The following is a 16,328-nucleotide window of genomic DNA, read 5'->3' on the forward strand; positions in this document are numbered from 1 at the left end:
CCCGCTCCCACATTTGATGGGGTTTGCAAAACGGGTTTAGAAGTCGCCCCAGAGTTGTTGGGCTACGGCCAGCGCCACGACTGGCGCAGTTTCGGTACGCAGCACCCGTGGGCCCAACCGTGCGGCATGAAACCCCGCACCTTGTGCCGTTTCGACTTCGCCATCAGTCAATCCACCCTCCGGCCCGATCAGGAAGGCCAGGCTCCCAGGCTTGGCGTGGCTCACCAGGGGCTCGGCCACCGGGTGCAGCACCAGCTTCAAATCCGCTTCGGCCTGTTTCAACCAATCCGCCAGCAACAGCGGTGGGTGAATCACCGGCACTCGCGAGCGACCGCACTGCTCGCACGCGCTGATCGCCACCTGGCGCCAGTGCTGCAGGCGTTTGTCGGCGCGTTCGTCCTTGAGGCGCACTTCGCAGCGGTCGCTGAAGATCGGGGTGATTTCATTCACCCCAAGCTCGGTGGCTTTCTGGATCGCCCAGTCCATCCGCTCGCCACGGGACAGGCCCTGGCCGAGGTGAATCTGCAGCGGCGACTCGACCTGCCCGGCGAAGGTTTCGGTGACTTGCACCACCACGCGTTTTTTGCCGACTTCCAGCAAGCTGGCGCGAAACTCCTGTCCGGAACCGTCGAACAACTGCACGGGGTCGCCTTCGCTCATGCGCAATACGCGGCTGATGTAGTGCGCCTGGGCTTCCGGCAACTCGTGGTCGCCAAGGCTCAGGGGGGCGTCGACAAAAAAGCGGGACAGTCTCATTTCTGTTCTCTGGAAATAGTGTGCAGGGCGGACGCGGAGCGTCCATGGCTGCATTCCCACGCGGATCGTGGGAACGATCAACTCAATCAGCCCGGATCACGAAACCCCGGGTGGAAATCCTTGGGCACCGCCACGCTGACCTTGCTGTTGGTGGCAATGTCGATCCCTTCGCTGGCCACTTCAGCCAGGAAGTCGATCTGCTCCGGGGTGATCACATAGGGCGGCAGGAAGTACACCACGCTGCCCAACGGCCGCAGCAACGCGCCTCGCTCCAGCGCATGTTCGAACACCTTCAGGCCACGGCGTTCCTGCCACGGGTAGGCGGTCTTGGTGGCCTTGTCCTGCACCATCTCGATGGCCAGCACCATGCCGGTCTGGCGCACTTCCGAGACGTGCGGATGGTCCACCAGGTGCGCGGTGGCGGTGGCCATGCGCTGGGCCAGGGCCTTGTTGTTTTCGATGACGTTGTCTTCTTCGAAGATATCCAGGGTCGCCAAGGCTGCCGCACAGGCCAGCGGGTTGCCGGTGTAGCTGTGGGAGTGCAGGAAGGCGCGCAGGGTCGGGTAGTCGTCGTAGAAGGCGTCGTACACATCGTCGGTTGTGACTACGGCGGCGAGCGGCAGGTAGCCGCCGGTCAGGGCCTTGGACAGGCACAGGAAGTCCGGGCGGATGCCGGCCTGTTCACAGGCGAACATCGTACCGGTGCGGCCAAAGCCCACGGCGATTTCGTCGTGGATCAGGTGCACGCCATAACGGTCGCAGGCTTCGCGCAGCAGCTTGAGGTACACCGGGTGGTACATGCGCATGCCGCCGGCGCCCTGGATCAGCGGCTCGACGATCACGGCGGCCACGGTGTCGTGGTTTTCGGCCAGGGTCTGCTCCATGGCCAGGAACATGTTCCGGGAATGTTCTTCCCAGCTCATGCCGTCGGGGCGCAGGTAGCAGTCGGGGCTCGGCACCTTGATGGTGTCCAGCAGCAGGGCTTTATAGGTCTCGGTGAACAGCGGCACATCGCCTACCGACATCGCGGCGATGGTTTCGCCGTGGTAGCTGTTGGTCAGGGTGACAAAGCGCTTTTTGTTCGGCAGGCCGCGGTTGAGCCAATAGTGAAAGCTCATCTTCAGCGCGACTTCGATGCACGACGAGCCGTTGTCGGCGTAGAAGCAGCGGGTCAGGCCTTCGGGGGTCATCTTCACCAGGCGCTCGGACAGCTCGATTACCGGCTGGTGACTGAAACCGGCGAGGATCACGTGTTCCAGCTGGTCGACCTGGTCCTTGATGCGCTGGTTGATGCGCGGGTTGGCGTGGCCAAACACGTTGACCCACCAGGAACTGACGGCGTCGAGGTAGCGTTTGCCTTCGAAGTCTTCCAGCCAGATGCCTTCACCGCGCTTGATCGGGATCAGCGGCAGTTGCTGGTGGTCTTTCATCTGGGTGCAGGGATGCCACAGCACCGCAAGGTCGCGTTGCATCCACTGGTTATTCAAACCCATGTTCATTCTCCTCGAAGCGGCTCGCGACGTGCGCGGGCGAAACAATCGCGCAAGCCTATGCAATGCAGGCCTGTGTCACAACCCATTGCGAGTCTGAAGCGTAAATTGGTGGTAAACGCAGGACAGTCCGTCACGTTTCTTCTGGATAGTCCTTAATCTCTTGTTAACTTACTCTGCATACGCTCTTGATCGTATTTCTCGATATTTCAAAGCGAAATTTTCCGCTTTAATTCGATAGGTAAATCGATAGTCTTGCCACAGCTCTTACGGGATTTGGGACATGCAACTACGTAATTCACCGGCCCGCTATGGCTGGGTCAGCATCGTTTTGCACTGGGGCGTGGCCCTGGTGGTGTTCGGTCTGTTCGCATTGGGCCTGTGGATGGTCGGTCTCGACTACTACAGTGCCTGGCGCAAAGACGCCCCGGACCTGCACAAGAGCATCGGCATTACGCTGTTCGCCATCATGCTCGTGCGGATCGTCTGGCGCCTGGTCAGCCCGCCGCCGCCACCGCTTGCCAGCTATAGCCGCATGACGCGTCTGGGGGCTGCGTTTGGCCACGCGTTCCTGTATCTCGGGCTGTTTGCCGTGATGATTGCCGGTTACCTGATTTCCACCGCAGACGGTGTCGGGATCCCGGTGTTTGGCTTGTTTGAGATTCCTGCGCTGGTTTCCGGGCTACCGGACCAGGCAGACACTGCAGGCGTGGTGCATTTGTACCTGGCCTGGGTATTGGTGGTGTTCGCCGGCCTGCATGGCGTGGCCGCGCTGAAACACCATTTCATTGATCGTGATGTGACCCTGGTTCGTATGCTGGGGCGCAAAGCCTGATGTTCAACCTCGACTCACAAGGAATAGAAAGCATGTTGAAAAAGACTCTCGCCGCTCTGGCCATCGGTTCTGCCCTGCTGACTGCCGGTCAGGCGATGGCAGCTGACTACGTTGTCGACAAGGAAGGCCAGCACGCCTTCGTTGACTTCAAGATCAGCCACTTGGGCTACAGCTTCATCACCGGTACCTTCAAGGACCTGGACGGCAAGTTCAGCTTCGATGCTGCCAAGCCTGAAGACAGCAAGATTGAGTTCAACGTCCGCACCGCCAGCGTGTTCACCAACCACGCCGAACGTGACAAGCACATCGCCAGCAAAGACTTCCTGGACGTTGGCAAGTTTGCCGATGCCAAGTTCGTCTCCACCAGCGTCAAGACCACTGGCAAGAATGCTGCTGGCCAAGTCACTGCTGACGTGACCGGCGACCTGACCTTTCACGGCGTGACCAAGCCGATCGTCGTCAAGGCGACCTTCCTGGGTGAAGGCAAGGATCCATGGGGCGGCTACCGTGCCGGCTTTGAAGGTACTACCTCCTTCAATCGCCAGGACTTCGGCAAGCAGATGGACCTGGGTCCAGCGTCCAACAACGTTGAGCTGTACGTGACGTTTGAAGGTGTGAAAGCGAAGTAATTTTCGCCGGCCACACAAAAATGCCCCGGATCTCGCGATCCGGGGCATTTTTCATGGCGCTTTGAAAACTCAGCGGTTGCGGGTCAGCAACGCCGGTTTTTCACCACGTGGACGGCCCGGCAGTTGATCCAACTGCTCAGGTGTCAGCGTGCGATCGCTTTTCGACTCTTTGTGGATGATCTTCGGTGCCGGGCCGCCGCGCGGGTTTTGCACCGCTGGCTCCGACAGGCGAGGTTGATCATCACGGGCCGGGCGACGGTTGCGCGACTCTTCGCGACGGGCCTGGCCGTCACGCGGTGCACCGTTGCGCGGGCCGCTGCGCTTGGCAGGCGGGGTGCCGGTGGTGGCGCCGTTGCTGCTGCGCGGACCGTTCTGGCGACCTTGCGGCTGCCCGCCGGTACGCGGAGTACCTGCGCCTGCGCCCTGGGCCGGAGCGCCCGGACGACGACCACGGCCCTGGGCCGGCTTGGCCTGGGGCACGTAGTCAACGCGGTTACCGAAGTTGTCCACGTCGTCGTCCAGGAACTCGTCCGGAGCACGGTCGGCAGCAGCACGTGGCGGCTGGCTCGGCTGGCGCTGTTCGCGGGCCGGGGTGCCTTCACGGGGCTTTTGCTCACGGGCCGGGCGTTCGCCACGGCCATTGGTCGCAGCCTTGTCCTTGCCGCCCTTGTCCTTGCCCTTGTCTTTACGACCGCCACCGCCGCCGCCGCCGTTCGGGCCATCGCCCTTCGGACCGCGTGGGTTGTTGCGCGGGTTGCGCACGTCCGGACGCTCGCGTACTTCAGGCTTCTCGGCCTCAACGGCGCTGGAGTCGAAGCCCATCAGGTCGCCGTCGGCGATTTTCTGCTTGGTCATGCGCTCGATGCTTTTCAGCAGCTTTTCTTCGTCCGGTGCGACCAGGGAAATGGCCTCGCCCGAACGACCGGCCCTGCCAGTACGGCCGATACGGTGCACGTAGTCTTCATCGACGTTTGGCAGCTCGAAGTTGACCACGTGGGGCAGTTGGTCGATGTCCAGGCCGCGAGCGGCGATGTCGGTGGCGACCAGGATGCGCACTTCACCGGCCTTGAAGTCGGCCAGGGCTTTGGTGCGGGCATTCTGGCTCTTGTTGCCGTGGATCGCGACGGCGGTGAGGCCGTGCTTGTCCAGGTACTCGGCCAGGCGGTTGGCGCCGTGTTTGGTGCGGGTGAACACCAGCACCTGTTCCCACGCGCCGGCGGTGATCAGGTGGGCCAGCAGCGAACGCTTGTGGGCGGCCGGCAGGCGGAATACGCGCTGCTCGATACGCTCGACCGTGGTGTTCGGCGGCGTGACTTCAATGCGCTCGGGGTTGTGCAACAACTTGCCCGCCAACGCGGTGATGTCGTTGGAGAACGTGGCCGAGAACAGCAGGTTCTGGCGTTTGGCCGGCAGGCGCGCGAGGACCTTTTTCACGTCATGGACAAAGCCCATGTCGAGCATGCGGTCGGCTTCGTCCAGCACGAGGATTTCCACGTGGGACAAATCGACGCTGCCTTGGCCGCACAGGTCGAGCAAACGACCCGGGCACGCAACCAGTACGTCGACACCGCGGGACATGGCCTGAACCTGTGGGTTCATGCCGACGCCGCCGAAGATGCAGGCGCTGACGAACTTCAAGTCGCGGGCATACAGCTTGAAGCTGTCATGCACTTGGGCGGCGAGTTCGCGGGTAGGGGTCAGGACCAGTACCCGCGGTTGGCGCGGGCCATGACGCTGGGATTTGTCCGGGTGACCGTTGGGGAACAACCGCTCCAGGATCGGAAGGGCGAAGCCGCCGGTTTTACCAGTACCTGTCTGAGCCGCAACCATCAGGTCGCGGCCTTGCAACACGGCGGGAATGGCCCGCTGTTGCACCGGAGTAGGCTCGGTATAGCCCGCCGCCTCGATGGCGCGGACTAAAGCCTCGGAGAGACCGAGGGAAGCAAAGGACATGAGTAATCCTGTTTTAGTTAGGGCTTGGCCCAGAGGGATAGTCTTGCCTGGCGTGAATGGCGTTTAGATGAACGCAATCCCGTCCGGTCCTGCTGGGGCTGGCGGGCACTCAGACGGCTCGCGCGGGCTTGAAAGCTGCGCTGTAGCGGGGTCGGGTGCCTTTTGCAAGACCGAAGCGTCCGGGCGTAAGCCTGGCGGAAAGGCCGGAGTATAACAGAGCAATCACTCTGCGCTGCTTTCCTGCTGCTCAACGGTGCGTACGGGCAGGGCTGATGCGCTGGTTTGCGGGCTGCTGCCCGCATATTTGGCGCTCAAGGCCGCGTAGGCAGGCTCTTGCTTGAAGCGTTTGAGTTCGGCGGCGAAGCGTTGCACCAGCAAATCCATGCCGGCACCGCGGCGCACGGCCAGGAACTGTGGCTGGCTGCTGACTACCTGGGGTGCCTGGGTGACCTGGTCCTCAAGTCCAAGGGCTTTGAGGACATGCTGGCCAACCCGACGGTCCGTGATCACCAGGTCGATCCGGCCAAGGGCCAGTTTGCCGAAGTTGGCCTCATGGCTGGCGGCCGACTCCTGCTTGAACAGGGTGGACTCGCTGAATTCGGCGCCATAGAGGTAGCCAGGCGAGGTGCCGATGGTCAGGCCGCGCAGGTCGTCGAAGGTCTGGAACGGGTGTGGGCGCTGATTGGCGTAGAACAGCACGAACTCCACCTCGGACAGCGGCTCGCTGGGGTACAGCAGCACCGCGTCGCGTTCATGGCTATGGAAAATATCCAGTGCGCCGTCGGCCTGGCCCTGGTCGAGCATCGCCAGGCAGCGCTTCCAGGGCAGGAATTGCCAATCCACATCGATGCCCAGGCGCTGGAACACGATCACCGTGGTCTCGTAGTCGAGCCCGCGCATGGTGCCGTTGTCGTCGTAGACGTAAGGCGCCCAGGGCTCGGTGACAATGCGCAGTTTCTCGCCATGGGCACCGAGGCTCAGGCAAGCGAAAAGAACAGCAGTCAATAACCGGAAAGTGACAGGCATACCCTGAGATTACGACTGTATCGGGCTAAAGAGAAGCTCTGGCACAGTGATCTGCGGGCGCCCGCCAGGTTTACTTGTCCGGAGATTTGATCAGGTGTTCGTAGATCGCCTCGCGCCGCTCGCCGAGAATCAGCCGCACCACGGGATTGCCAAACCAGTGCTCCAGCAGATGGGCATCCACCGGTCGGCCCTGGCGCTCTTCCTGGTTTTGTCGGGCCTTGTCCCACCAAACCGGGCCACACGCCTGGTCGAACTCGTTTTCATGTTCGTAGCAGCCGTAGAGGATTTCCCGGATGAACTGCTGTTGGTGCTTGGGCAGTGCCAGGGTGATCAGCTTGTACATCAAGCGTTGCAGACGAGGCGGGCGGGGCAGGTGGGCGGAAACCTGGCGCGTGTCATCGAGGGCCGTGGCGCTGGTGGGGTTTGCCCCATGCTTGGCGATCCACGCCTTGACCTTGGCCCGGAACAGCTGCTTGCGGCTCCAGTAGTGGTGGATCAGGTCCGGGCATTCGCGCACGTTGAGGGTGCGATAGGCGGCAATGGACAGGCAGAACTCTTCCAGGGTGTAGGCGCCCTGGGCATGGGGAAACAGTTCGTCCATCAACTCGATCGAGCGGTCGAGGATGTGCGCGTCCTGCTGCGTCAGGCCCATGACCCCGGAATTGAGGGTCATCATGTCATCGTCGGCCACGCCCATGTCCAGCAGGCGCTGGTACAGGGCGCTGTACAGAATGCTTTCGTGGTTGTCGCCGTATTTGGTGTAGAAGGCGTTGCACAGCAGGGTGCCCGGCTGCACGCGTTCAAACAGCGCCAGGGGCGAATGATGGAAAAACGTATCGGTGTCGATCAGCAGCGCCACTTCGGATTCTTGCAACACTTGCCGCAGCACTACGTGCTTGGTGCGAAAGTGGTAGCCGTGAGGCTCGCTCCAGCGTTTGCGCGTGGCTTCGTCCAGCGGGCGTACCCGTACTGGCAGCAGGCGGTAGGGCTCGGGGTTGTCGGTGAAGACCTGGATGTCGATGCCTGTGTCCGGCTCGTCCCGCAGGAACGACAGGGCGCTGGCGATGCTGAATACCGCTTCCTGATGGTAAGTCTCTGCGCCGAACACCAGGTAGACCAGTTGCGGGCGGGACGTCGGGGCGGATGTATTCATGGACTGCAGAATTCCGTGGGCGTTTAGAACGGCAAAGGCCCTCATTATGAGGGCCTTTGCATTTCGGAACAGACCTTAGCGTGGCAGCTTCAGGTTGTTCCAGACAGCGAGGCTTGGCTCAGCCTGGTTCAGGGTATAGAAGTGCAACCCTGGCGCGCCACCTTGCAACAATTGTTCACACATTTCGCTGATGACCTGTTCGCCGAACGCCTGGATGCTCTTGACGTCGTCGCCGTAGGCTTCCAGTTGTTTACGAATCCAGCGTGGGATTTCCGCGCCGCAGGCGTCAGAGAAGCGCGCCAGTTTGCTGTAGTTGGTGATCGGCATGATGCCCGGCACGATCGGGATGTTCACGCCCATCGCTTGTACACGCTCAACGAAGTAGAAGTAGCTCTCTGCGTTGAAGAAGTACTGGGTGATCGCGCTGTTGGCGCCGGCGTTGGCCTTGCGCACGAAATTCTGCAGATCGTCTTCGAAATTGCGCGCCTGGGGGTGCATCTCCGGATAAGCGGCCACTTCGATGTGGAAGTGATCGCCGGTTTCTTCGCGAATGAAGCTCACCAGGTCATTGGCGTAGCGCAGCTCGCCGCTGGCCATGCCCATGCCGGAGGGCAGGTCACCGCGCAGGGCGACGATGCGCTTGATGCCGGCTTGCTTGTATTGGGTCAGCAGGCTGCGCAGGTCGGCCTTGCTGTCGCCCACGCAGGACAAATGCGGAGCTGCAGGTACTTTGACTTGGCTTTCCAGCTGCAGCACGGTGTTGATCGTGCGATCGCGGGTGGAGCCACCGGCACCGTAGGTGCAGGAGAAGAAATCGGGGTGGTAGCTGGCCAACTGCTTGGCAGTTGCCATCAGTTTTTCATGCCCAGCATCGGTCTTGGTCGGGAAGAACTCGAAGCTGTAGCGACGGTCTTGGGACATGGTCATACCTATGGAAACTCATAAAGCCAGAAGGTGCACACCGTCAATGTGGGAGCGGGCTTGCTCGCGAAGGCGGTATGTCAGTAGTAGATAAGTCGACTGACACACCGCCTTCGCGAGCAAGCCCGCTCCCACAAAAGCCTGCCCCCACATGGGGAGCAGGCAGCAGGCAAATCAGTAGCGGTAAGCGTGCGGCTTGAACGGGCCTTCGACCGTCACGCCGATGTAGTCGGCCTGGGTCTTGGTCAGTTGAGTCACTACGCCGCCGAAGCCGCGGACCATTTCCAGGGCCACTTCTTCGTCGAGTTTCTTCGGCAGTACTTCCACGGTCAGGCGCTCGGCTTTCTGGGCGGGCGACAGGTCGGCGTATTTCTGGCCGAACAGGAAGATCTGCGCCAGTACCTGGTTGGCGAACGAGCCATCCATGATGCGGCTTGGGTGGCCAGTGGCGTTGCCCAGGTTGACCAGACGGCCTTCGGCCAGCAGGATCAGGTAGTCATCGTTCTGCGGGTCGAAATCGCCAGCACCGGTACGGTGAACCTTGTGTACCTGTGGCTTCACTTCTTCCCATGCCCAGTTCTTGCGCATGAAAGCGGTGTCGATTTCGTTGTCGAAGTGACCGATGTTGCACACCACGGCGCGCTTTTTCAGGGCCTTGAGCATGTTCGAGTCGCACACGTTCACGTTGCCGGTGGTGGTCACGATCAGGTCGATCTTGCCCAGCAGGGCCTTGTCGATGCTGGCTTCGGTGCCGTCGTTCTGGCCGTTGATGAACGGCGAAACCACTTCGAAACCGTCCATGCAGGCTTGCATGGCGCAGATCGGGTCGACTTCGGAGACTTTAACGATCATGCCTTCCTGACGCAGGGACTGGGACGAACCCTTGCCCACGTCACCGTAGCCGATCACCAGCGCTTGCTTGCCGGACAACAGGTGGTCGGTGCCGCGCTTGATCGCATCGTTCAGGCTGTGACGGCAGCCGTACTTGTTGTCGTTCTTGCTCTTGGTCACCGAGTCGTTGACGTTGATGGCCGGGATTTTCAGCTCGCCCTTGGCCAGCATGTCCAGCAGGCGGTGAACGCCGGTGGTGGTTTCTTCGGTCACGCCGTGGACGCGGTCGAGGATCTGCGGGTATTTCTTGTGCAGCAGCTCGGTCAGGTCGCCGCCGTCGTCGAGGATCATGTTGGCGTCCCATGGCTTGCCATCCTTGAGTATGGTTTGCTCCAGGCACCACTCGTACTCTTCTTCGGTTTCGCCTTTCCAGGCGAACACGGCGATACCGGCAGCAGCGATAGCGGCAGCGGCCTGGTCTTGAGTCGAGAAAATGTTGCAGGACGACCAGCGTACTTCGGCACCCAGGGCAACCAGGGTTTCGATCAGCACGGCAGTCTGAATGGTCATGTGGATGCAGCCGAGAATCTTCGCGCCCTTGAGCGGCTGCTCAGCGGCGTACTTGCGACGCAGGCCCATCAGGGCTGGCATTTCGGATTCGGCGATAAAGGTTTCGCGACGGCCCCAGGCAGCGAGGGACATGTCGGCGACTTTGTAGTCGGTAAAACCTGCAGGCGTGATTACAGCGCTCATGAAGAGCCTCCATTCGTAGTGTGCGAATGGGCGCCGTTGTGCGTTTAGTATCCAGCTGGCTAACCAGGCCGGACAACGCCCCATCCGAGCCTGACAGGTCGAGCCTGCTGCAGCGCCCCTCGGACAGGTGGCGGGAGAACGGTATCAATCGAAGATGACCGTTTTGAAGCGGAGGCGATTATAGCCGCCTGCGCCTGACTTCTAAAGCCTTTCTGTCGGCGGCATGAAGATCGCTCATGGGGTTGATAGGCAATGGCTCATAGAGCTTGGGCCCGGCCTCTGCCATGATGTTGCCCATCATTTCGCAACACGCTTTGGAGTGAACATGAACTTCCACACTCGCAAATGGGTAAAACCCGAAGACCTCAACCCCAACGGCACCCTGTTCGGTGGCAGCCTGCTGCGCTGGATCGACGAAGAAGCGGCCATCTACGCGATTGTCCAGTTGGGCAACCAACGGGTGGTGACCAAGTACATCTCCGAAATCAACTTCGTCAGCGCCTCGCGCCAGGGCGACATCATCGAACTGGGCATCACCGCCACCGAGTTCGGTCGCACCTCCATCACCCTGACCTGTGAAGTGCGCAACAAGATCACGCGCAAGAGCATTCTGACGGTGGAAAAAATGGTCTTCGTGAACCTGGGTGAAGACGGGTTGCCAGCGCCCCACGGCCGTACCGAGATCAAGTACGTGAAGGATCAGTTCCAGTCGGAAGGCCTCGGCGAGTAATCCTGCGCAGGGCCAGTGAACGCTCTTGATCAACCATAGGTCGTACCTGAACATCGCCCCCCCGTTCAGGTATCACCATGGCCACGCAAGAAGACGGCAAGACCCCCAATCTGTCGCAGGAAGAGCAGCACGACGTCGACAAGAACCAGCCGCCTCGCGCGGCGGTTCTGCATGAAATCATCCGCACTCAAGGCGATCAGGAACTGGAGCGCAACGTCGCCGCGTTGTGGTGGTCGGCGCTGGCCGCCGGCCTGACCATGGGCCTGTCACTGATGGGCATGGGCTTGCTCAACTCGCGCCTGCCGGATGGCGAAGAGTTCAAGGTGATCGCCAGTTTTGGTTACTGCGCCGGCTTTCTTGCCGTGATCCTCGCCCGTCAGCAGTTATTCACCGAAAACACCCTGACCGCGGTGTTGCCGGTGATGAGCAAACCCACGCTGAAGAATTTCGCACGCCTGCTGCGTTTATGGGCCGTGGTGCTGGTGGGCAACCTGTGCGGCACCTTGCTGGTGGCGTACGTGATGCTGCACTTGCCGATCTTTGACACCAAGACCGACCTGGCCTTCCTGGAAATCGGGCGCAAGGTCATGGAAAACGACGCCTACCAGATGTTCGCCAAGGGCATCGTGTCGGGCTGGATGATCGCCACCATGGTCTGGATGATCCCATCCATGGAAAGCGCCAAAATCTGGATCATCATCCTGATCACCTACCTGATGGCACTGGGAGACTTCACCCACATCGTGGTGGGCTCGGCGGAAGTGTCGTACCTGGTATTCGCCGGCGAGCTGCCGTGGAAAGACTTCTGGCTGGTGTTCGCCGGGCCGACGCTGGCGGGCAATATCATCGGCGGCAGCTTTATCTTTGCGCTGATCAGCCATGCGCAGATTCGCAGCGAAAGCAGCCTGCCGGGCAAAGCCGCTGCGGACCCGAGGCATCCGCAGCAGATCAACAAGGGTCAGTGAGTCTCCGGCGCCGCAGCAGGCGCCGGCTCATCCTTGGTCACATGCTTGACCAGCTTGCCGATGCTCAAGCCCTGCAACAGGATGGACGACAGCACCACGATGTAGGTGATACTCAGCAGCAAGTCACGCTCCGGGCCCAGTGGCAGGGCCAGGGCCAGTGCCACGGAAACCCCGCCGCGCAAGCCACCCCAGGTGAGGATGCGGATGGTGCCGCGGGGCACCGTGCGCCAGCGGCGCAGCAGCAGGATCGCCGGGGCCACCGTCAGCAGGCGTGACAACAGGATTGCCACGGCCAGCAAACTGGCGGCCAACACGTGCAGCCAGTTGAACGGCAACAGCAGCAGTTCCATGCCGATCAGCGCAAACAGCAGGGCGTTTAGCATGTCATCGAGCAGTTCCCAGAAACCGTCCAGGTAGCGCCGGGTCATGTCGTTCATCGCCAGCTTGCGGCCGAGGTTGCCGATGATCAGGCCCGCCACCACCATCGCAATGGGTGCCGAGACGTGCAGTTCAGTGGCCATCGCCGAGCCGCCGATCACCAGGGCCAGGGTCAGCATCACTTCGATCTGATACTGCTCGATGCTCTTGATCATCAGGTACACGATGTAGCCGATCAGCCCGCCGAACACCACGCCGCCAATCGCCTCATGGGCAAACAGCATGGCCGTGGCGCCGACCGTAGGCGTCTCGCCCAGTTGCGCGATGCCCAGCAACACGGTGAACACCACCACCGCCGTGCCGTCGTTGAACAGCGATTCGCCGACGATGGTGGTTTTCAGTGGTTTCGACGCATTGGCGGTCCGCAGCACACCGAGCACGGCGATCGGGTCGGTGGGGGAAATCAGCGCGCCGAACAGCAGGCAGTACAGGAAACTCACGTGCCAGCCGAACAGGGCAAAGATGTAGAAGGCCAGGCTGCCGATCACCACCGTGGCAATCAATACGCCGAAGGTGGCGAGCAGGCCGATGGGCCAGCGGTAGCTGCGCAGGTCGCTCAGGTTGACGTGCAAGGCGCCGGCGAACAGCAGGAACGAGAGCATCCAGTTCATCAGCAGGTCGCCGAAGTCGATCTGGCCGATCAACTGCTGGATGCGCTCTTCAAGGCCGGGGTAGCCGATAAAGCTCAAGCCTTGCAGCAGCAGGGAAAACATCAGTGCCGTGACCATCACACCGATGGTGGGCGGCAGGCCGATGAAGCGGTAGTTCACATACGTGAGCAGGGTGGTGAGGCAAATAAACGCAGCGACAAGTTCAAGCATCCGGGGTCCTTGGATGGAGGAGTGAGTAGAGATCATATGTGGGAGCTGTCGAGCCCCAGCGAGGCTGCGATGGCATCACCTGGGTGAGGCTGCAAGACCGCAGCGCCTGTATCGAAGCCGCCCTAAAGCTCGACAGCTCCCACACAGAACACATTTATCAGTTGGCTACGTTGACCGCAGCCGGGCGGCGACGTTGCAGTTCGATGAACAAAAGTGCCGCCACCACCATCCCACCGATCCAGGCACCGAGCGGCATGCGAGGATCTCTTTCGGTAATCGCGGCGCTCTGATCAGGCATACGCAGGCCGACGCCCGGATCGGCGAAGATCGGGCAGCAGCAAAAATTTATTGGTCCAGGTCTTTGCGCAACTGAGTGCGGCGTGGTCGGCTTTAGTATAAACAGGTGCTGAAATATGGCGAATCAATTCCGCTTTTTATGACTGGGGAGTCACCGTGATCGCAACAGCTCTGGTACTGGTAGCGGCGTTGTTGCATGCGACGTGGAACACCTTGATCAAATTCAGCGGCGAGCGCCTGTTGGTCATCGCGTGCATGGACACGGTGGCGTTGCTGTTTGTGGTGCTGGCGGTGGGGTTTGTATCGTTTCCGCCACCGGAAATCTGGCCGTGGATCATCGCCTCGGCGTTGTTTGAATTGCTCTACCGCTACCTGCTGATCCAGGCCTATCGCGTGTGTGACCTGGGCCTGGTGTACCCATTGATGCGCGGCTTGTCGCCTTTGGTGGTGCTGGCGCTGACGCTGGTGTTTGCCGGTGAGGTGCTCAGTACCCAGCAGATTCTCGGCATTCTGCTGATTCCGTTCGGCATGCTGTGCCTGTTATGGCAGGGCGGCGGTGGCGACCGGTTGCCCTGGTCGATGCTGCCGGTGGTGGCGTTGATCGGCCTGTGTATCGGTTGCTACACCTTCCTCGATGGCCAGGCATTGCGCCGTTGGTCACACCCGCTGGACTACCTGGTGTGGCTGACGCTGATAAGCGCATGGCCGTTTCCGTTGCTGGCGGTGCTGCGCAAGCGGGTGGCGTTCGGGCTGTTCTGGCGCACGCAGTGGCGGCTGGGGCTGAGTGTCGGGTTGTGCGTGTTGTTGAGCTACGCTCTGGTGCTTTGGGCCATGCAGTTGGGCTCGATTGCCGAAGCCGCCGCGCTGCGCGAAGTCAGTGTGATCCTGGTGGTGCTGTTCGGCATGCGTTACCTGAAAGAACCTTTCGGCCGCCCACGGCTCATAGCCTGTGGGTTGGTGCTGATCGGCATGTTCGTGATGAAACTCTAACCGTCGGATAAAACTAAAAAAGGAATGGGTTATGACAGTCGCTTTCTGGTGTGTGTTGATCGCAATTTTTCTGCCGTACCTGTGCACGGGCGTGGCCAAGTTCAGCGGCGGCAAGTTCGGGCCCCGGCAGAACCATGACCCGCGGGCGTTCCTCGACACCCTCGAGGGGTTTGCCAAGCGCGCCCACAGTGCGCAACTCAACAGCTTCGAAGTGACCCCGGCCTTTGCGGCCGCGGTGATCATTGCCCATCTGGCTGGCGTTGCGTCGCTGGTGACGATAAACGTATTGGCGGTGCTGTTTATTACCAGCCGGTTGCTCTACATCATCTGCTACCTGGCGGACTGGGCGATGCTGCGGTCGGTGGTGTGGGCGGTGGGGATGGCGTTGATTGCGAGCTTCTTCTTCGTCTCGATCTGAAGCCTGACACTGTTCAAGTGTGGGAGCGGGCTTGCTCGCGAATGCGGTGTGTCAGTCACCGGATGTATCGACTGATCCACCGCATTCGCGAGCAAGCCCGCTCCCACACAAGCCCGCTCCCACATAGACCTTGGTGTTCTTCAGGTGCCTGTCGGCGCGTCCGGCACTTTTGGCAACGCTGCGCCTTTGGGCCACAGCATCCAGATCTGGCCCTGCTGCTTCATGTTGCCCGCCAACTCACCAGCGGCATCACCGGTTCCCCAGAACAGGTCGGCCCGCACTTCGCCGGTAATTGCACCACCGGTATCCTGTGCGGCCACGGGGCGGGCAATCGGCGCGCCATCCGGTCGGGTAGTCGACAGCCACAACAGGCTGCCCAGCGGAATTACCTTGCGGTCCACCGCGACGCTATAACCCGCAGTCAGTGGCACGTTCAGCGAGCCACGCGGGCCTTCGTTGCTGTCGGGGCGTGCACTGAAGAACACGTAGCTGGGGTTGCTTGCCAGCAATTCAGGAATACGCTGCGGATGCGCCTTGGCCCAGGCCGCGATGGCGCCCATGGTCACGTCTTCTTTTTTCAGCTCGCCCTGCTCCACCAGCCAGCGGCCGATGGGGCGGTACGGGTAACCGTTCTGGTCGCCGTAACCCACCCGCAATTGGCGGCCGTCGGCCAGTTGGATACGACCCGAACCCTGGATCTGCAGGAATTGCAGGTCCATCGGGTTGGTCAGCCAGGCGATGGGCTTGGCGGTGGAGCCTTGGTGGTTGATGGTGCTGGCGTCGTCATAGGGTTTGAGTACCCGGCCTTCCAGGCGACCGCGCAGGCGCTTGCCCTTGAGCTCCGGGTAGATGCTTTCCAGGTTGACGATGATCAGGTCATCCGGCACGCCGAACACCGGTACATGGGCGGTGGCGGTTTCGGTGAGGCTGCCGGGGTAAACCGGTTCGTAGTAGCCGGTGATCAGGCCGTTGGGGCTGTTGTCGGCCGAGCGCAGGCCGTAGACGTCGAGGTTGGCCTTGAGGAAGTCACGAATCGCCACTGCGGTCGACGGCACGGTGGCCGATGCCGCACACGTCGCGCCCCATACCGGGTCAGCCTTGAGGCGTTGACAGGCACTGCGCCAGGATTCGAAGCCGGCTTGCAGGTCGCTGTCCGACACGGCCGGCAGGTTTTCCCAGGTGGCGCCGACGTAGGTAGCAATGGCGTGGGGCTTGGCTTTTTCGTCCTTGCCGGTGTCGCAACCGGCCAGCAGCGCGATCATTGGCAGGGCCCACACGAGGCGGCGCCAAGGCTTAAAACGGGTATTCATACACAAAATTCC

The 16,328-nt window shown here is 61.2% G+C and carries 15 protein-coding genes and 1 riboswitch; of the genes, 6 read left to right on the forward strand and 9 right to left on the reverse strand.

The genetic code is table 11. The features are described from left to right. Positions 1-36 precede the first annotated feature (36 nt). Positions 37-756 (reverse strand): 16S rRNA (uracil(1498)-N(3))-methyltransferase, encoded by a 720-nt coding sequence (locus HX814_RS09455; RefSeq protein ID WP_087693231.1) that lies wholly within the window; start codon positions 754-756, stop codon positions 37-39. Positions 757-842: 86 nt separating this feature from the next. Next, positions 843-2,249, reverse strand: a complete 1,407-nt coding sequence (locus tag HX814_RS09460) for an adenosylmethionine--8-amino-7-oxononanoate transaminase (RefSeq protein WP_003216840.1) — start codon at positions 2,247-2,249, stop codon at positions 843-845. A 280-nt stretch (positions 2,250-2,529) separates the two neighbouring features. Between HX814_RS09460 and HX814_RS09465 the strand changes: the two genes are divergently transcribed. Beyond that, positions 2,530-3,081 (forward strand): cytochrome b, encoded by a 552-nt coding sequence (locus tag HX814_RS09465; protein WP_003216842.1) that lies wholly within the window; start codon positions 2,530-2,532, stop codon positions 3,079-3,081. A 32-nt stretch (positions 3,082-3,113) separates the two neighbouring features. After that, positions 3,114-3,710, forward strand: coding sequence for a YceI family protein (locus HX814_RS09470; RefSeq protein ID WP_003216844.1), 597 nt, complete (start codon positions 3,114-3,116; stop codon positions 3,708-3,710). A 69-nt stretch (positions 3,711-3,779) separates the two neighbouring features. Here the strand turns inward: HX814_RS09470 and HX814_RS09475 are convergent, their stop codons facing one another. The 5 genes from HX814_RS09475 to ahcY form a co-directional block, all read right to left on the reverse strand. Continuing rightward, positions 3,780-5,663: a DEAD/DEAH box helicase gene (locus tag HX814_RS09475; protein WP_003216846.1), complete on the reverse strand. Its 1,884-nt coding sequence runs from the start codon at positions 5,661-5,663 to the stop codon at positions 3,780-3,782. A gap of 222 nt (positions 5,664-5,885) precedes the next feature. Beyond that, positions 5,886-6,689, reverse strand: coding sequence for an ABC transporter substrate-binding protein (locus HX814_RS09480; protein WP_177009106.1), 804 nt, complete (start codon positions 6,687-6,689; stop codon positions 5,886-5,888). A 70-nt stretch (positions 6,690-6,759) separates the two neighbouring features. Next, positions 6,760-7,842 carry a hypothetical protein gene (locus tag HX814_RS09485; protein ID WP_177009107.1) on the reverse strand — a complete coding sequence of 361 codons (1,083 nt, stop codon included), beginning with the start codon at positions 7,840-7,842 and terminating at the stop codon, positions 6,760-6,762. A 75-nt stretch (positions 7,843-7,917) separates the two neighbouring features. Continuing rightward, the gene (metF, locus tag HX814_RS09490) at positions 7,918-8,763 is read right to left on the reverse strand and encodes a methylenetetrahydrofolate reductase [NAD(P)H] (RefSeq protein ID WP_008434100.1); all 846 of its coding nucleotides are present in this window, start codon (positions 8,761-8,763) and stop codon (positions 7,918-7,920) included. Positions 8,764-8,937: 174 nt separating this feature from the next. Beyond that, positions 8,938-10,347: an adenosylhomocysteinase gene (ahcY, locus tag HX814_RS09495; RefSeq protein WP_003216850.1), complete on the reverse strand. Its 1,410-nt coding sequence runs from the start codon at positions 10,345-10,347 to the stop codon at positions 8,938-8,940. 21 nt (positions 10,348-10,368) lie between these two features. Continuing rightward, positions 10,369-10,474: riboswitch (S-adenosyl-L-homocysteine riboswitch) on the reverse strand. Positions 10,475-10,672: 198 nt separating this feature from the next. On the opposite strand from ahcY, the gene HX814_RS09500 reads away from it, so the two are divergent. Together HX814_RS09500 and HX814_RS09505 are read left to right on the forward strand one after the other, a co-directional pair. Continuing rightward, on the forward strand, positions 10,673-11,077 hold the full coding sequence (locus HX814_RS09500) for an acyl-CoA thioesterase (protein ID WP_003216852.1): 405 nt from the start codon (positions 10,673-10,675) through the stop codon (positions 11,075-11,077). A 77-nt stretch (positions 11,078-11,154) separates the two neighbouring features. Continuing rightward, positions 11,155-12,042, forward strand: coding sequence for a formate/nitrite transporter family protein (locus HX814_RS09505; protein WP_008434095.1), 888 nt, complete (start codon positions 11,155-11,157; stop codon positions 12,040-12,042). On the opposite strand, the gene HX814_RS09510 is transcribed toward HX814_RS09505, so the two are convergent. Beyond that, on the reverse strand, positions 12,036-13,301 hold the full coding sequence (locus HX814_RS09510; protein ID WP_008434094.1) for a sodium:proton antiporter: 1,266 nt from the start codon (positions 13,299-13,301) through the stop codon (positions 12,036-12,038). The genes HX814_RS09505 and HX814_RS09510 overlap by 7 nt on opposite strands. 453 nt (positions 13,302-13,754) lie before the next feature. Between HX814_RS09510 and HX814_RS09515 the strand changes: the two genes are divergently transcribed. Together HX814_RS09515 and HX814_RS09520 are read left to right on the forward strand one after the other, a co-directional pair. After that, on the forward strand, positions 13,755-14,588 hold the full coding sequence (locus HX814_RS09515; RefSeq protein WP_177009108.1) for an EamA family transporter: 834 nt from the start codon (positions 13,755-13,757) through the stop codon (positions 14,586-14,588). A 31-nt stretch (positions 14,589-14,619) separates the two neighbouring features. Continuing rightward, a complete protein-coding gene (locus tag HX814_RS09520; protein ID WP_003216858.1) occupies positions 14,620-15,006 on the forward strand; it encodes an MAPEG family protein in 387 nt (128 codons plus the stop codon). A gap of 140 nt (positions 15,007-15,146) precedes the next feature. Here the strand turns inward: HX814_RS09520 and HX814_RS09525 are convergent, their stop codons facing one another. Beyond that, a complete protein-coding gene (locus HX814_RS09525) occupies positions 15,147-16,316 on the reverse strand; it encodes a murein transglycosylase A (protein WP_177009109.1) in 1,170 nt (389 codons plus the stop codon). Positions 16,317-16,328 lie beyond the last annotated feature (12 nt).

Source organism: Pseudomonas sp. C8002 (genome assembly GCF_013385765.1).
In the GTDB taxonomy this organism is placed as follows: Bacteria; Pseudomonadota; Gammaproteobacteria; order Pseudomonadales; family Pseudomonadaceae; genus Aquipseudomonas.

What these genes read in the sequence shown, in the direction of transcription:
- HX814_RS09455 (WP_087693231.1), bottom strand. Translation starts at nt 756, where the DNA reads ATGAGACTGTCCCGCTTTTTTGTCGACGCCCCCCTGAGCCTTGGCGAC.
- HX814_RS09460 (WP_003216840.1), bottom strand. Translation starts at nt 2,249, where the DNA reads ATGGGTTTGAATAACCAGTGGATGCAACGCGACCTTGCGGTGCTGTGG.
- HX814_RS09465 (WP_003216842.1), top strand. Translation starts at nt 2,530, where the DNA reads ATGCAACTACGTAATTCACCGGCCCGCTATGGCTGGGTCAGCATCGTT.
- HX814_RS09470 (WP_003216844.1), top strand. Translation starts at nt 3,114, where the DNA reads ATGTTGAAAAAGACTCTCGCCGCTCTGGCCATCGGTTCTGCCCTGCTG.
- HX814_RS09475 (WP_003216846.1), bottom strand. Translation starts at nt 5,663, where the DNA reads ATGTCCTTTGCTTCCCTCGGTCTCTCCGAGGCTTTAGTCCGCGCCATC.
- HX814_RS09480 (WP_177009106.1), bottom strand. Translation starts at nt 6,689, where the DNA reads ATGCCTGTCACTTTCCGGTTATTGACTGCTGTTCTTTTCGCTTGCCTG.
- HX814_RS09485 (WP_177009107.1), bottom strand. Translation starts at nt 7,842, where the DNA reads ATGAATACATCCGCCCCGACGTCCCGCCCGCAACTGGTCTACCTGGTG.
- metF (WP_008434100.1), bottom strand. Translation starts at nt 8,763, where the DNA reads ATGTCCCAAGACCGTCGCTACAGCTTCGAGTTCTTCCCGACCAAGACC.
- ahcY (WP_003216850.1), bottom strand. Translation starts at nt 10,347, where the DNA reads ATGAGCGCTGTAATCACGCCTGCAGGTTTTACCGACTACAAAGTCGCC.
- HX814_RS09500 (WP_003216852.1), top strand. Translation starts at nt 10,673, where the DNA reads ATGAACTTCCACACTCGCAAATGGGTAAAACCCGAAGACCTCAACCCC.
- HX814_RS09505 (WP_008434095.1), top strand. Translation starts at nt 11,155, where the DNA reads ATGGCCACGCAAGAAGACGGCAAGACCCCCAATCTGTCGCAGGAAGAG.
- HX814_RS09510 (WP_008434094.1), bottom strand. Translation starts at nt 13,301, where the DNA reads ATGCTTGAACTTGTCGCTGCGTTTATTTGCCTCACCACCCTGCTCACG.
- HX814_RS09520 (WP_003216858.1), top strand. Translation starts at nt 14,620, where the DNA reads ATGACAGTCGCTTTCTGGTGTGTGTTGATCGCAATTTTTCTGCCGTAC.
- HX814_RS09525 (WP_177009109.1), bottom strand. Translation starts at nt 16,316, where the DNA reads ATGAATACCCGTTTTAAGCCTTGGCGCCGCCTCGTGTGGGCCCTGCCA.